Raw genomic sequence first — 14,810 nt, forward strand, 5'->3', positions numbered from 1 at the left:
TCAACCCGAGTCTTCAAGGAGTTCGACGTGCCCGATTTCGATTGGAACAATGCTTACCGCACCGTACGATTGCCAGTGTTCGCCCGCAATGTCGTCGCCACTTCCCATCCGCTTGCCGCGCAGGCTGGCCTCAAAATCCTGCAGCAAGGCGGCAATGCGATCGACGCCGCCATCGCTGCCGCGGCCGTGCTTACGCTGGTCGAACCGGTCTCTTGCGGACTGGGCAGCGATGCCTTCGCCATCGTCTGGGACAGGCACCAGTTGCATGGCCTGAATGCGTCCGGTGTATCGCCCGCCGCCTGGTCTCCCGACTACTTCCGGAAGAAGTACGGCGAGGACGGCAAAGGGCTGGCGAAACGTCCGGCGCGCGGCTGGGACACCGTGACCGTGCCCGGAGCCATCGCGGGGTGGGAAGCCCTGCACGCCAAGTTCGGATCGCTGCCCTTCGGCGATCTGCTGCAGCCGGCGATAGAGATCGCCGAGCGTGGCCATCCGGTCGCAGCCATCGTTGCCTACAAGTGGGCTGCCGCCGTACCGGAACTGCGCGGCCAGCCCGGTTTCGCAGACGTGTTCCTGCCGCATGGCCGCGCACCTGCGCCAGGTGAAAAGATCTGCTATCCCGATGCGGCGCGTACCTTGAAGCGGCTGGCGGACCAGGGACCGCGCGACTTCTACGAAAGTGCGATTGCGCAAGCGCTGGCGGCGCACTCGGCGACCCACGGCGCTGCCATGACCGGCCGGGATCTGCGCGGCTATCAATGCGACTGGGTCACGCCCATCAGCAAGTCCTACCGGGGGTACGACGTGCATGAACTGCCCCCCAACGGTCAGGGCATCGGCGCGCTGATTGCACTCGGCATCCTCGACAAATTCGACCTGGCCAGCCTGGCGAACGACGGCGTCGACAGCCAGCACCTGCAGATCGAGGCCATGAAACTCGCCTTTGCGGATGTCTACCGCTACGTCGCGGATCCCCGCTCGATGGAAGTCACGCCCGACCAGATGCTCGACGACGCCTACCTGACCGAGCGCGCCAAGTTGATCGACATGACACGCGCGGCGCAGCCCGAGGCGGGGATGCCGGGCACGGGCGGCACCATCTACCTGTCGGTGGCCGACGAAAGCGGCATGATGGTCTCGTTCATCCAGTCCAACTACCAGGGCTTCGGATCGGGCATCGTCGTCCCGGGCACCGGCATCAGCCTGCAGAACCGGGGCACCGGTTTTTCCATGGATCCCCGTTCGCCCAACGTCGTGGCGGGCGGCAAGCGGCCGTTCCAGACCATCATCCCGGCGTTCCTGACACAGCACGGCAAGCCGGTCATGAGCTTCGGCGTCATGGGGGGTGACATGCAGCCGCAGGGCCATCTGCAGACCCTGGTGCGCATGATCGACTACCACCAGCAGCCGCAGGCCGCCTGCGACGCGCCACGCTGGAAGCTGAACCGCGACTACACCCTGGACGTGGAGACGACCCTGGCCGCCGACGTGGTGACGGGCCTGCAGGCGCGCGGGCACGTCTTGAAGTCGGTCGAGGATTCGTACATGGACTTCGGGTCGGGCCAGTTCATCTGGCGGCTGTCGGACGATCCTGACCGCGGCTATGTGGCGGCCAGCGACAGCCGCCGCGACGGCATCGCCGCGGGCTGGTAGGCACGCGCAGCGACAGCGGCGGGCGCCGTCCGGGCGGCCCACCGCGATCCAGGAGCCGGCATGGTCAATCGACACGCGCACCCGAATCCGTCACGACCTTGCCCCACTTCTCGATCTCGTTGTTCGAGAACGTGGTGTATTCGGCGGAGCTCATCACCATGGGCTGCCACCCTTCCTTGGCCATGTATTCGGCCATGCGCGGCGACCGCACCGCACGCGCGACGGCGGCATTCAGCTTCGCGGTTATGGCGGGCGGCAGGCCGGCCGGCGCGCCGAGCCCCAGCCACCCCAGCACCTCGTAGCCCGGCACCCCGGCCTCGGCAATGGTGGGAATATCCGGCTCGCTGGCGGTGCGCGTCGGCCCGGTCACACCCAAGGCACGCAAGCGTCCCGACTGCACGTGCGGCATGGCTGCCGACACCGCCGCGAACATGACCTGCGCCTGTCCACCGACCACACCCAGCAAGCCCGGTGACGTGCCGTTGTAAGGGATGTGCATCATGTCGATGCCTGCCATGGTCTTGAACAATTCGGTGGCCAGATGGGCGCCCCCGCCACTGCCGCCCGACGCATAGTTCAATGCGCCGGGCTTGGCCTTGGCCAGCGCCAGCAGTTCCTTGACGTTGGTCGCCGGTACGCTGGGGTGGACCACCAGCACCAGCGGATAGGCCGCCACGAAGGCAATGTGGGTGAAGTCCTTGCGCAGGTCGTAATTGAGCTTGCGGTACAGCGTCGCGTTGGCGGCGCCGCTCGATGTTTCCATCATCAAGGTGTAGCCGTCGGCCGGGGCGCGCGCCACCATTTCCGCGGCGATGTTGCCCGACGCGCCGCCTCGGTTCTCGATGTAGACGGTCTGGCCCAGATTCAGCTCCGCGGCCAGCGCGCGCGCCATGATGTCGTTCGGTCCGCCTGGCGTATAGCCGACAACCAGTTTGACGGCCTTGGTGGGATAGTCGTCGGCAACTGCCGGGACGGACGCGGCGAACGATACCGCGCAACACGCGGCAAGCAGGGTGAGGCGGTGACGTAGCATGGGATTCCCTTTTGCAAGGGGCGATCCCGACTGAGACGCGCCCCGGTATTCGGACAACTCTTGCGAGTGCTAAATACTGCCGCGGGGTCGTGTTCTCCACAGCGTGGGCGGATGCCACGGGGGAGGGGCCGAGGTTGCCAGCGAAGTGCTGCGGCGCAGCACCTGGACGGAAGGTAAAGCGTGGGGCGGAGCAACGTCAAGAGGGTGAAAATCGCGCGAAAAAGGCCATGCACCGCGATGAATCGCCTGTGCACCGCGCGGTGGCGGCAGGGTATTGGACGACCCAGTCAGGTGCGTCCTGTCCGTCGCGATGCAGTCTGCCGTTCAATTTTGAGCATGCTCATCGCATCGCCGCGACGGGCTGCCTGGAGGAACCCGGTATTGCGCTGCCGGGGCTGGTTGCCCAACTTGCGGCGCGGCTGCACCACAGGCGTGCCTGGGGGTCACCAAGGATGAATCCGGCCTCATCCCTCCACGAGGCCGGCACCTGCCTGACAAACGCATCAACGCCAGCCGCGCCCCCTGCTTTGGTGCAGGATCCGGGCGACGCGCGCTAGAAATATTTTTTGCGGGAACATGCGGTTTCGGCCCTGGCATGCTCTGCAGGGGTCGTTCCGAAGAAACGCATGCCGACCGACGGAGTGATCGGACCTCAAAAAAACGCGTGACCAGATGCAGAAGTCTGGCCACGCGCCGTTGGGCTCAACTCTGTGGACGTCGATACGCCTTACTTCGCGGCGCCACACTGCTCCGCATACGCGTCCCCATGCGAGGCCAGCACGTTCTTCACCAGCATCTTGAACGCAGGCTTGCCATCGGCGCCCTCGGCCACCTGGTAGATGTTGTAGTTCTGGATGGGATAGTTGTTCTTGTTGAACTTGAAGTCGCCGCGCACCGACGGGAAGGGCGTGGTGCGGATCGCGTCGATGAAGGCCTGCGAGTCGGACGCCTTGCCCCCCACCTTTTTCAGCGCTTCGCCAATCAAGATGGCGGCGTCATAGCTGAAGGCGGCGAATGACGTGGGCGTGCGGCCGTATTTCTTTTCGTAGGCCGCGACAAACTGCTTGTTCTGCGCATTGTCGGCGCTGGGCTGCCAGGCTTCGGCCACGATGTTGCCGTAGGCGACCTTGCCGATGGCGCCCAGGCTGGTCGGCTCCAGGGTGTGCACGCTGTACAGAGGGATGGTCTTGCCCATGCCCATCTGCTGGTACTGGCGCACGAACGACACGCCCTGCCCGCCCGGGAAAAAGCCGAACACGCCGGCGGGCTTGGCCGCGCCGATCTGACTGAGCTCGGCCGAGAAATCCAGCTGCGTCAGTGACGTGTAGATTTCGTTCGAGATCTTGCCTTTGTAGAAGCGCTTCAGGCCGGTGACCTTGTCTTTGGAGCCAAGAAAGTTGGGCGCGATGATGCTGATGTCGGCCACTTTCTGGTCGTTCAGGTATTTGCCCATGGCTTCGGCCGTGGCATCGCTCTGCCATGACGTGACGAACAGGTTGGGCTTGCATTGCGCGCCGGCCAGGGGCGACGGGCCGGATACCGAACCCACAAATGGAATCTTGCTGGCGCCGATCTTGGCCTGCAGGGCCATCATGACGTTGGCGTAGGTCAGGCCGGTCACGATGTCGACCTTCTCGCGTTCCAGCAGTTTGGTCAGGCCCAGCATGCCGACGTCGGGCTTCATCTGGTCGTCTTCCTGGATGACCTTGACGTCGTAGCCCCCCAGCTTGCCCTTGCCCTGCTCCACGGCCAGCATGAAGCCATCGGCCTGGTCGCGGCCCACGTCGGCGGCCTGGCCGGACAGGGTACCCAGAAAGCCGATCTTGACCTGCGCCATTGCAGGCGCGGTACAGAGGCCCGCGAGGCCGAGCACCATCACCATCGTCGTTTTCATTGCGTGTCTCCCAAAGCCTGTCGGCTCATCGTTGTTATGCAGCGATTATGTGGTCCGGCGTGTTTACCGGCCATCGCGCTGATTGATTCCGCGGTATTAAACTCATTGATAGTTTCCCGATCAGGCGCGACATGAAAGACCTCAACCTTTTGTACGTGTTCGAAGCCCTGTGGCGTGACCGCTCGGTCACCATTGCGGCCGAAAGCCTGGACGTGACGCAAGGCGCCGTCAGCAGCGCGCTCAAGCGGATGCGCGATGAATATGGCGACAAGCTTTTCATGCTGGCGGGCCGGCGCATGGAACCCACCGCGATGGCAACCAGCATCGCGCCGTCATTGCTGGAGGCGCTCAACGCCATCCGCAAGACGACCGGCGTGCAGACCTCGTTCGATGCGGGGGAGTCCACCCGGTCCTTCACGATCCGCACGCGCGACGTGGGCGAAGTCGTTGTGCTTCCCAACCTGTTTGCCCGGATGGAAGACGTCGCGCCGCGGGTCAAGATCAACGTCATGTTCGCTCCCATCGAAGAAACGGTGCACGGCCTGTCCACCGGCCGCATGGATGTCGCGCTGGGCTACCTGCCCGCGCTGGAACGCAATATCCACAAGAAGGTGTTGTTCAAGCAGCGCTACCTGTGCGTGATGCGCAACGACCACCCGTTGGCAAATGCCGAACTCACGCTCAAGCGCTTTCTGTCGCAGCAGCACCTGCTGGTCGAATACGCCGGCAGCGGTCACGTGCTGCTCGAGCGCGCGTTGATCGATGCCGGCGCCAAGGACCGCATCCGCGTGCGCATGCCGCAGTACCTGGCCGCGCCCCATCTCGTGCTGCGCTCGGACCTGATCTGGACCTGCCCGGAATCGCTGGTGGTTGAGCTTCGCAAGCATTTCCCCCTGGCCGTCAAACCCCTGCCCATGCCCATGGGCAATTTCGATGTCGCGCTGTATTGGCATGACCGTTTCCACAAGGACCCGGCCAACCTGTGGTTCCGCCAGCAGGTGATCGAGTGCGTGCACGACATCCAGATCAATCCGCTGACGGCGCCCCGTACATCGGCATGAAGAACGCCCCTGGTCACTCCGTGATCGTGAATTCGAACTCGCCGATGTTCTCGATCCACTGACGCACCACATCGCCCGCTTTCAGGAATTGCTTGCGCGCCATGCCCACGCCCGACGGCGTGCCTGTCAGGATGAGGTCACCCGGCATCAGCGTGATGCGTGAACTGAGCTGCGCGATCTGGTCCGCAATCGTGAACAGCATCTGCGACGTGTTCGAGTCCTGCATCAGTTCGCCGTTGACCCACAGCTTCATCGACAGGGACATGGGGTCGCCAATGAACTGCGCGGGCGTGATCGCCGGGCCCATCGGGCACGAACCGTCGAACGACTTTTGCCCGATCCAGTCCCAGCGGAACGGAGACGTGTCGGGCACATTGGGCCGCGACACCCAGTCACGCGCCGACAGGTCGTTCGTCACCACGTAGCCCGCCACATAGTCCATGGCTTCGTCGACCGGGACGTCCTTGCAGGTTCGGCCAATGACCACGCCCAGCTCGATTTCCCAGTCCAGCATGGTCGAGCCCGCCGGAATGCGCACGTGCGCATCGGGTCCCACCACGGTGGCGCCGCCGGCCTTGATGTTGTGCCAGGGCAGAAAGCCCTTGCTCTTGGGGTCGCCTTCGAGCGGCATGCCCAGCACGCGCTTCATCTCTTCCACGTGGTCGCTGTAGTTGACGCCCGCAAAGTAGATGGTGCGCGGCGCTGGCAGCGGCGCGAGCAGCGTGGCGCCGGACACGTACTCGCGGCCAGGCAGCTCGCGGCCCAGCGTCGCCAGCTTTTCCGTGGCGCGCGGCCAGTCTTCCAGCACTTCCTGCACGCCCGCATAGCGCGGCGACGCGTAGATCTTGCCTTCGTGCAGCAGGCCGGTCTTGCGCGCGCCTTCGTGCTCGATCGTCACGAGCTGGATCATGATGCGGATCCCTTGACCTTCAGTTCTTCCAGGCTGCCGATGTCGGCGGCGTCGTCCATCGAAAACCGGTCGCCGTAGTCGAACAGATCGTCATGCTGGAAGCCGTTTTCGTACCACTGGATTTCCCACCAGTTGTGGTCCAGGTCTTCCAGGTAGAACGAATACACGCCGTGCATTTCTTGCGGCGGCAACACCTGCCGGATGCCGTACTTGTCTTTGTCGCGGACCGCGGCTGCGTGGGCCTGATCCACTTCTTCGCGCGTCTCGACGTCCAGCCCCCAGTGATTGAGGAGGTTGGTCGGATGGACCTGATCACCGACTTCGACGCAGATCACGTGGAAGCGCTGCGCCAGCCGCACGGCCATGGCGGGCTTGCCATGACGCACGCATTCCAGGCCCAGGAACTCCTCGTAGAAGCGGCGCGACGCCTTCAGGCTGAAACACTCCAGCGTGCCGTGGCCCAGGCAGAAAGGCTTGACGACGGACGGGTGGGTGGGAGGATCGACACGACAATTTTCTGGCAGCATGACAGTCTCCGTAGGTGGGGATTCAGGCCTGTGGCGGCCGGTTGCGGTCGGCTTCGCTCAGGAAGGCATCGGCAAAGAATGCGTCCTCGGGCAGCCGGCAGGTGATCGTGAAATCATGACGCGCGGATTCGACCATGACGGGCGCGCCGCAGGCGTAGACCTGCACGCCCGACATGTCCGGAAAGTCCTGCATCACGGCCTGGTGGACAAAGCCCGTGCGGCCGGTCCATGCGCATGCGTCGGTGGCATTGCTCAGTACAGGGATGAACGTGATGTGGTCGTGCGCGGCGGCCCAGGACTCGGCCAGGCTGGCCATGTACAGATCGGCCCGCGTGCGTCCCCCCCAGTACAAGGTAATGGGCCGGCGCAGGCCGCGCTGCAGGGTCTGCTCCAGCAGCGACTTGATGGGTGCAAAGCCGGTGCCCGACGCCAGCATCACGATCGGCGCATCGGAGTCTTCGCGCAAGAAGAACGATCCCAGGGGCATTTCGATGCGGTGGATTTCGCGCAGCTTCATGGCCGTGAAGACGTGCTCGGTGAACTTGCCGCCGGGCATGCGGCGGATATGCAGTTCGACCTGACGCACGCCGTCGTTGCTCGGCACGTTCGCGATCGAATAGCTGCGGCGCGTGCCGTCCGGCCGGAGGATGTCCAGGTACTGGCCGGCGCGGAACAGCGTCGGCTCGTTCATGGGCAAGCCCAGGGTAACGATCATGACGTCATCGCTGGCCGGCTCCATCTTCAGTACCCGGCACGGCATGAATTTGGACTTGATCGCGTCTTGCGGATCCAGTTCGTTGACTTCGACAACCAGGTCGCCCAGCGGCTTCGCGCAGCACAACAGCGCCAGCCCTTCGGCCTTGTCGGCGTCGCTCAGGTAATTGGGGTGGACGCCGCCATAGTCCACTTCGCCCGAGACCACGCGGCCGCGGCACGTGCGGCAGACGCCCGAGCGGCAGCTGTAGGGCATGAACAGGCCGGTGTCGAGGCCTGCTTTCAGGATGGGGGTATCAGCGGAACAAGGGTAGGTGTGCCCGCTTGGATGCAGGGTGATCGTGTAGGACATAGGTCTTGGGCCTATCTTCCCCGTCGCGGGCTGGATCGCTCGCCGTCTCCCGGGGTTCTGCCCGCAGTCTAATCACTCGCGCCCTGTGCAGCTATTAACAGGGCAAAATCCCGAGAATTAACTGCATCAATAGTCCAGCATTGGCGCGCCTTGCGGGGCGACGGGTCAGTGAATACCCGCACCCTTCAGAAGGCTCAGTAGCCGGTCATTTCCAGATAACCGCGGCCCGCAGGCGCGCCGCCCTTGCCCGCCGTCAGGCGCACCGGCCCTTCCCAATACGGAAAAGAGGTCGCCATCCATGCGCGGGGTTGGATCGCTTCGGCGGTCACGTCCACGTTCATGTCGGCCACCCGCACGCGCCACTGCGTCGGCACCTTGCGGCCCGTGTCCTGCCGGGTCGATGCGAGCGGTTCGAGCTGGATCTGCTCGCCGCGCAGTGCGTGCAGCGTGCCTTCGGCGGCGATCCAGGTCCCTGCCCGATAGGGCGCGCCGTCGGTCTGCCGCACCTGGAACAGCATCAGTTTGGCGCCACTGTCCAGGTGCAGGGAAAACCAATCCCATCCCTGCTGCGTCGCGGCCAGGGGCTGACTGCTCCACTCACGGTCGAGCCAGGCCGTGCCTGTCACGGCGATCTTCTTTCCATCGACGTCGATGTCGCCATTGACGGTGTAGAACGGCTGGCTGTAGTAGTAGGAGGCCTGGCCCAGGCCGGACTTTTCGCTGTAGCCGCCGTCGCCATGCAGCACGAGCGGGCGATGGGTGGACAGTTGCAACCGGTAGGCAAAGTCCTTGCCGGTGGCCTGCATGGCCAGCCGGTCGATGTCGCGGCCGCCGGCGGTTTCGAGCTGCCAGTCGTCGATCCACGCGCGAAACGGCGCGGCCGTGACACCCGCCTGGCCGATGCCGCCGCGTGCCAGCGTTTCGGCATAGCGGTGTCCGGTCGGACTGGTCAGACCAGCATGGCCCATCCACACGTTCGGGCTGCCAAAGCCAGCGACATCGGCGCCCGGTCGCAGCGCCGAACGGAACAAAGTCCATTGCGCGCCCCAGTCCTTGCCCGACGCGTCTTTCAGGTTCGCAGTGACGTACCACCACTCGATCCGGTAGCCGTCGTGCGGGCCATGGTCCGCGGGAAAGCGCAAGGGCCTGCCGCGTTCCACCTGCGCAAACGCGGCGGCGTCGGCGCCCAGGCCCGCAAAGCCGCTGCGGGGCGCCTCGGCCGGCTGGTCACAGCCGCTCACCAACACGGACATGCACAGCATGCCCACGACGGCCAGCGCCGCACCCATGCGCAATGCGCAATGCTTAACGTTCATCGGCGAATTGCCTCAACAGATCGGCAGGCTGACGACGCGCCAGCCGCCAGATGGGTCCGCATGCTGCCAGCAGGCTGGTGAGCAGACCCAGCAATCCCAACTGCACCAGTTGCAGCGTCGACACGTACAGCGGCAGCCGCCAGCCAAAGGCCTGAACGTTGACAACCGCAACCATGCACCATGCAAGCAGCAGACCGAGCGGCATTGCCAACAAGACCGTCAGGCACGCCAGCATCAAGGTCTGGCCCAGGGTGAGCCACCCCAGGCGGCTGCGCCGGACACCCAGGGCCCAGAGTGGCGCAAGCTGCCCGACCCGGCTGTGGCCCAGGGTCAGCAGGCTGATAAAGAGCGCGATACCCGCCACCGCCAACGTCAGGGTATTGAGCGCACCGGTCGCCGCGAAAGTCCGTTCGAACACATCGATCGACCAGCGTTTGATGGTCGTCTGGTCGATCACGCGCGTACTGTCCAGGCCATAACGATCCTTGAGCGTTTCGGCCAGGCTGGCCGCGCGGCCGGGTTCGAGCCGCATGCTCAGGTTGGTCAGGACGGCCTCGGGCCAGTGCTGGCGCAACCTGTCGGCAGCCAGCAGCACCTGGCCCTTGGGATTGCCGTAGTCGGCGTAGACCCCAACGATGGGCAGGCGCTGCTCGCCATCGGGCGACGGCAGCACCAGCGTGTCGTTCAGGCCGACATGCAGGCGGCGACCCAGTTGTTCGCTGAGCATGACACCCTGCCCTGCACCCAGCCGATCCCAGGCCCGATCGGCCTGTTCCAGCAAGGGCCACTGTTCGGGAAAGGCCGGCTGCACGACGATGCCCTGCGCCTGCACCGGCCAGCCCTGAAGGCGAAAGTCGGTGCGCCACTGCGGCTGGACCACCTTGACGCCCGGCTGGCCCGCGGCCCACGACGCGATCTCGGCGGACTGGGCCGGGTCGCGTGGCGTCAGGTACAGGTCGGCCGACAGGCGCTGATCGAGCCAGCCCAGGAAGGTCTGGCGGAAGCCCTCGGTCATGCTGCCCACACCCACGCTGGCGGACAGGGCCAGCAGCAAGGCCATCAAGGCCAGGGCCATGGCGGGCAATTGCTGGCGGCTGTCGGCAATGAACCATTCGGTCAGCGGCCCCCGGCATACCCGCGCCAGGCCCGCCAGGGCCGCGTCGAGCAGCGCGGGAAGCAACAAGGCGCCGGCCAGCAGGATCGCGCCCATCATGAGCAAGGCGCTGAGCAGGCTGTTGCCAAACTGCCAGCACCCCACGGCCAGGATCGCCAGCACGATCGCGAGCACGGCCTGGCGCCGCAGCCACACCCCCTGCGCAATGCGCCAGGCCTGGGCCTGAGCGATGGCGAGCAGGGGCAGGCGCGCGGCGCGCAACAGGCTGCTGCAGCCCGCCAGCAAGGCGCCAAGCAGGCTGATGGCCACGCCGGCGATCCACCAGCTTGGCGACAGGCTCAGTTGCCCCGACACTTCGGCCCCATACAGGCCGCGCAGGCTGGACGCGACGTTGCCCAGAAGGACGCTGGCCAGCAGATAGCCGCTGATCACGCCGGCCAGTCCACCGATGATCGCGAACGCGCCCAGCTCGACGGCCAGTGCACTGATCAGTGTGCTGAGGTTCACGCCGCAGGCGCGCAGCGTGCGCAACACGCCCCGACGTTGCTCCAGCGCCAGGCCGATCGACGCATGCACGATGAACAGGCCCACGATAAAAGCCAGCATCCCGAGCGCCGTCAGATTCAGGTGGAAGCTTTCGGTCAGTCGCTGAAGATCGCCGCCATCTTCGGACGCGCGCCACTGCAATGCGGCCGCCGCAGCGGCCGGGAGCGGCGGCTGGCCCCCGGCCAGATCCGCATCGACCAGCAGACGCGACACCTGCCCGGGCGCCGACAGCAGCGCTTGCGCCGCGCCAATGTCGACGACGATCACGCCGGGCGCCAGCTCCCCGCGCGGCACCAGCGGCGGCAGCCGCTGACCGTCACTGGTCGTGGCCTGCGCACCCGCGGTCAGGCCCAGGCGCTGCAAGGTGTCGGGCGCGATCCAGGCTTCGCCTGGCGTTCCGATAAAGCCGGTCAGGTCGAAGGCGCGTTCGGCCTGTCCGGCCACCGACGTTCCCACCGGCAAGCTGAGTGGTTCGATGCCCAGCACTTCGACACTGGTCAGGGTCTCGCCGGCAAAGCGCACCCGGCCTTCCAGCACCGGCGATACCGCCCAACCTGCGCGCCGCAGGGCTACGTACAGATCCTGGTCGAAACGTTGTCCTTGCCTTGGGACCAGTTGCGATTGCGAGGGCGCGGACAGCATGGCGCTGGCGCGGGCATAGTCGGCGCGCGCCTGACTGTTGAGCGCCTCGACGCCCGTCCACAGCGCCGTGGCCAGCCACAAGCCGATCAGTATGCTGAAGAACTGCAGGGGGTGCCGCCGCCAATGGCTGAGCAGCGCGAGCAAGGTGATCCGCAGCGTGCGCATCAGGCCTCCGCAGGCAGCACGCGCCCGCCTTGCAGATGCACGCGGCGGTTCAGGCGCGCGGCCAGCCGGGCGCTGTGCGTCACCATCAGCAGCGTGCTGCCCGCTTCGCCCACCAGTTCCAGCAGCAGGTCCAGCACGGTATCGCTGCTGGCTTCGTCCAGGCTGCCGGTCGGTTCGTCGGCCAGGACCAGCGACGGGCGCCCGGCCAGCGCGCGGCCAATCGCGACCCGCTGTTGTTGGCCACCCGACAGTTGTTCCGGGTAACGCAACAACAGCGCCCCCAGGCCCAGTCGTTCGGCCAGGCGGGTATTCCAGGCGAGGTCGTTGCGACCGGCCAGACGCGCCTGGAAGGCCAGGTTGGCGCCGACCGTCAGGCTGCTGATGAGGTTGTATTGCTGAAAGACGAGGCCGATGCCCTCGCGGCGCCAGCGCGCCAGATCGGCTTCATTGCGGCCGGTCAGTGCTTCGCCTGCGACTTCGATGCGGCCACTGTCGGGCCGGTCCAGGCCGGCAATCAGGTGCAGCAAGGTGCTCTTGCCGCTGCCTGATTCGCCCATCAAGGCCAGGCTGGTGCCGGTTGCCACCTGCAGGTCCACGCCGCGAAGTACGGGCAATGTGCCCTGGGCCGTGGTGAAAGACTTGCCGACATTCTCTACAACTAGCACCTGGGAAGCTCCGCGAACCGAAGCGTCAAGGATAACCCCAGGTTGCAGGCCGCTTCAGATCAAGGATGCCCTAGAACCCAAGCGCCACGGCCAGCCCGCCACCCAGCAGCCCGAAGGCCACCACGCCGATCGCCACCGTGGCCAGTTCGCGCGGACGGAAGGACTTGGCCACCATGGCAAGTGACGGCAGGCTGATCGGCGGCAATGTCATCAGCAACGCACCCGCCGGACCCGCCGCCATGCCCAGTGACAGCATGGCCTGGATGATCGGCACTTCGCCGGCCGTCGGAATCACGAACAGCGCGCCGGCCACGGCCAGCGCCACGATCCAGATCAGGTGGTTGCCGATGTCCGGACCGATCACCGGGAACAGCCACGCGCGCGCGGCGCCCAGCAGCAGCACCAGCACGATGTATTCGGGCACCAGGCGAATCGTCATGCGCCACAGGATCTGACCCCAGCGCGTGAAAGCCTGCTTCCAATACTCGCCGGCAGACAGGCTGTGGTCATCCACGTTGCCTTCGAGCAGATGCGCCACGCGATCGCGTGCCCCCTCGGCTTCCGCAGGCGACACCATGCGGTTGATCAGGTACCCGAGGCCGAACACCATCCCGATCCCCAGCACCAGCCGCAGCCCGGCCCAGTGCCATCCCAGCACCAGACCCATGAACACCAGCGTGGCGGGGTTCAGCACCGAGTTGCCCAACCAGAACGCCACGGCCCCGCCCGGCGAAGCCTGCCGCTCGCGCAGCCCCGCCACCACCGGCGCCGCGCAGCAGCTGCACATCATCCCGGGCAGCGACATCATGCCGCCCACGAACACACTGCCAAACCCCGCGCCGCCCAGTGCCTTGGCAATCCATCGCGGTGGCAGCAGGGCCTGCACGGCCGAGCCCAGCAGCAGCCCCAGCACCATCGCCTGCCAGATGGCCTTGCCGTACACCATCGCGTAATCCAGCGCAGCGGACCACGACGGCGACGGCGCACTGGCGGCGGTTCCCATCAGGATCGAATTGCCGATCGAATGGTTGCTGGCCGCAACGAATGCGCGGTTGTAGTAGGGGTACCACTTCACGTAGGCCAGACCGGCCAACGCGATAAGGACGAAGACGGCGATGCCGACGAGCGGGTTGGGCGCGCGCCGTGAGTCGAGAGAGTGAGGGGTCATGAAAGAAAGATCAGGAAGCGAAAGGGAGGGCCGGCGAGCAGGGTCATTCGGCCGAGGGTGGCGCATTTTACGCTGTCCACCGACGTGGACGCAGACCGCCAAGGCAGGGGCGCAAACCGCTACCCCTTCGCCACCTCGTCCAGCAGCCAGTCGCGAAAGTCGCACAGATGCGGGTCGTATTGCAGCCTTTCGGAATACACCAGGTAGAACGCCGAATCGATGAGCAGGCGGTTTTCGAACGGCGCGACCAGTCGGCCGGCGGCCAGGTCATCCTTGACTAGCGCGTATTGGCCCATCGCCACGCCCAGCCCTTGCAGCGCGGCCTGGTAGGCAAGGGCGACATTCTCGAATGTCAGCCCGTGGGTCGGATCGATATCGCCGACATGGTTGGCGTCCAGCCATCGGCGCCAATAATCGGGACGCGCCGTGGACTGCAGCAAGGTGTGGCGCGCCAGATCCCGCGGTGTGGTGATCGCGTTGGGCCCGGTCAGCAGTTGCGGACTGCACACCGGCAGCAATTCGATATCCACCAGACGGCGCGAGATCGCACCCGGCCAATCGCCATGCCCGATGCCGATCATGACATCGGCGTCGCCCAAGGTGCGCAAAGGTTTGAAGGACGTGGTGAACACCGTGTCGCGATCCGGATGCGCCACGTGAAAGGCCGGCATGCGGGGCAGCAGCCAGCGCATGGCAAACGTCATCTGGCACCAGATCTGCAGAGGTTTGGCCGCGGGGGGCGCGAGCGCCCTGACGGTGGCCTGTTCGATGCGTTCGAACGCGCCGTGCAGATCGTCCCGGTACTGAAGACCGCCCGGCGTCAGGCGCACTTCGCGGTTCGCGCGCTCGAACAGGCGCATGCCCAGGAAGTCTTCCAGGACCTTGATCTGCCGGCTGACGGCGCCGGGCGTGACGTGCAGTTCACGCGCCGTCTGCGTGAAGCTCAGCGTGCGTGATGCGGATTCGAACATCCTGAGCGGGTTCAGCGGCGGCAGTTTCATGGACGTTGATCGTTGAGTTTTGGTCAAGCGAGTTGACTATATATCGATT

The 14,810-nt window shown here is 65.6% G+C and carries 12 protein-coding genes; 2 read left to right on the top strand and 10 right to left on the bottom strand.

The features are described 5' to 3' along the window. Positions 1–27 precede the first annotated feature (27 nt). The gene (gene ggt, locus IE116_RS13305; protein WP_189613144.1) at positions 28–1,653 is read left to right on the top strand and encodes a gamma-glutamyltransferase; all 1,626 of its coding nucleotides are present in this window, start codon (positions 28–30) and stop codon (positions 1,651–1,653) included. A gap of 64 nt (positions 1,654–1,717) precedes the next feature. Here the strand turns inward: ggt and IE116_RS13310 are convergent, their stop codons facing one another. Together IE116_RS13310 and IE116_RS13315 are read right to left on the bottom strand one after the other, a co-directional pair. Then, positions 1,718–2,686, bottom strand: a complete 969-nt coding sequence (locus IE116_RS13310) for a tripartite tricarboxylate transporter substrate binding protein (RefSeq protein WP_189613146.1) — start codon at positions 2,684–2,686, stop codon at positions 1,718–1,720. A 727-nt stretch (positions 2,687–3,413) separates the two neighbouring features. Continuing rightward, positions 3,414–4,580 carry an ABC transporter substrate-binding protein gene (locus IE116_RS13315; RefSeq protein ID WP_189613148.1) on the bottom strand — a complete coding sequence of 389 codons (1,167 nt, stop codon included), beginning with the start codon at positions 4,578–4,580 and terminating at the stop codon, positions 3,414–3,416. A gap of 131 nt (positions 4,581–4,711) precedes the next feature. Between IE116_RS13315 and IE116_RS13320 the strand changes: the two genes are divergently transcribed. Continuing rightward, complete coding sequence (locus IE116_RS13320) at positions 4,712–5,641, top strand: LysR family transcriptional regulator (RefSeq protein WP_189613150.1); 930 nt, start codon at positions 4,712–4,714, stop codon at positions 5,639–5,641. Between the two features lie 13 nt (positions 5,642–5,654). Here the strand turns inward: IE116_RS13320 and IE116_RS13325 are convergent, their stop codons facing one another. The 8 genes from IE116_RS13325 to gcvA all read right to left on the bottom strand — a co-directional run bounded on the left by IE116_RS13325 (position 5,655) and on the right by gcvA (position 14,761). After that, positions 5,655–6,551 (bottom strand): fumarylacetoacetate hydrolase family protein, encoded by an 897-nt coding sequence (locus tag IE116_RS13325; protein WP_189613152.1) that lies wholly within the window; start codon positions 6,549–6,551, stop codon positions 5,655–5,657. After that, positions 6,548–7,078, bottom strand: coding sequence for a VOC family protein (locus IE116_RS13330; RefSeq protein WP_189613155.1), 531 nt, complete (start codon positions 7,076–7,078; stop codon positions 6,548–6,550). The genes IE116_RS13325 and IE116_RS13330 overlap by 4 nt, the downstream gene beginning before the upstream one ends. Before the next feature lie 22 nt (positions 7,079–7,100). Next, a complete protein-coding gene (locus IE116_RS13335; RefSeq protein WP_189613157.1) occupies positions 7,101–8,144 on the bottom strand; it encodes a CDP-6-deoxy-delta-3,4-glucoseen reductase in 1,044 nt (347 codons plus the stop codon). A 194-nt stretch (positions 8,145–8,338) separates the two neighbouring features. After that, positions 8,339–9,460 (bottom strand): lipocalin-like domain-containing protein, encoded by a 1,122-nt coding sequence (locus IE116_RS13340; protein WP_229828144.1) that lies wholly within the window; start codon positions 9,458–9,460, stop codon positions 8,339–8,341. Continuing rightward, complete coding sequence (locus IE116_RS13345; protein WP_189613159.1) at positions 9,450–11,927, bottom strand: FtsX-like permease family protein; 2,478 nt, start codon at positions 11,925–11,927, stop codon at positions 9,450–9,452. Before IE116_RS13345 ends, IE116_RS13340 begins: the two co-directional genes overlap by 11 nt. After that, on the bottom strand, positions 11,927–12,592 hold the full coding sequence (locus IE116_RS13350; protein ID WP_189613161.1) for an ABC transporter ATP-binding protein: 666 nt from the start codon (positions 12,590–12,592) through the stop codon (positions 11,927–11,929). Before IE116_RS13350 ends, IE116_RS13345 begins: the two co-directional genes overlap by 1 nt. 70 nt (positions 12,593–12,662) lie before the next feature. Then, positions 12,663–13,760 (bottom strand): permease, encoded by a 1,098-nt coding sequence (locus tag IE116_RS13355; RefSeq protein WP_189613163.1) that lies wholly within the window; start codon positions 13,758–13,760, stop codon positions 12,663–12,665. 119 nt (positions 13,761–13,879) lie between these two features. Next, positions 13,880–14,761, bottom strand: a complete 882-nt coding sequence (gene gcvA, locus IE116_RS13360; RefSeq protein ID WP_189613164.1) for a transcriptional regulator GcvA — start codon at positions 14,759–14,761, stop codon at positions 13,880–13,882. Between the last annotated feature and the right edge of the window lie 49 nt (positions 14,762–14,810).

Origin of the sequence: Pigmentiphaga litoralis, from assembly GCF_014651835.1 — a bacterium.
GTDB classification, from domain to species: Bacteria; Pseudomonadota; Gammaproteobacteria; order Burkholderiales; family Burkholderiaceae_B; genus Pigmentiphaga; species Pigmentiphaga litoralis.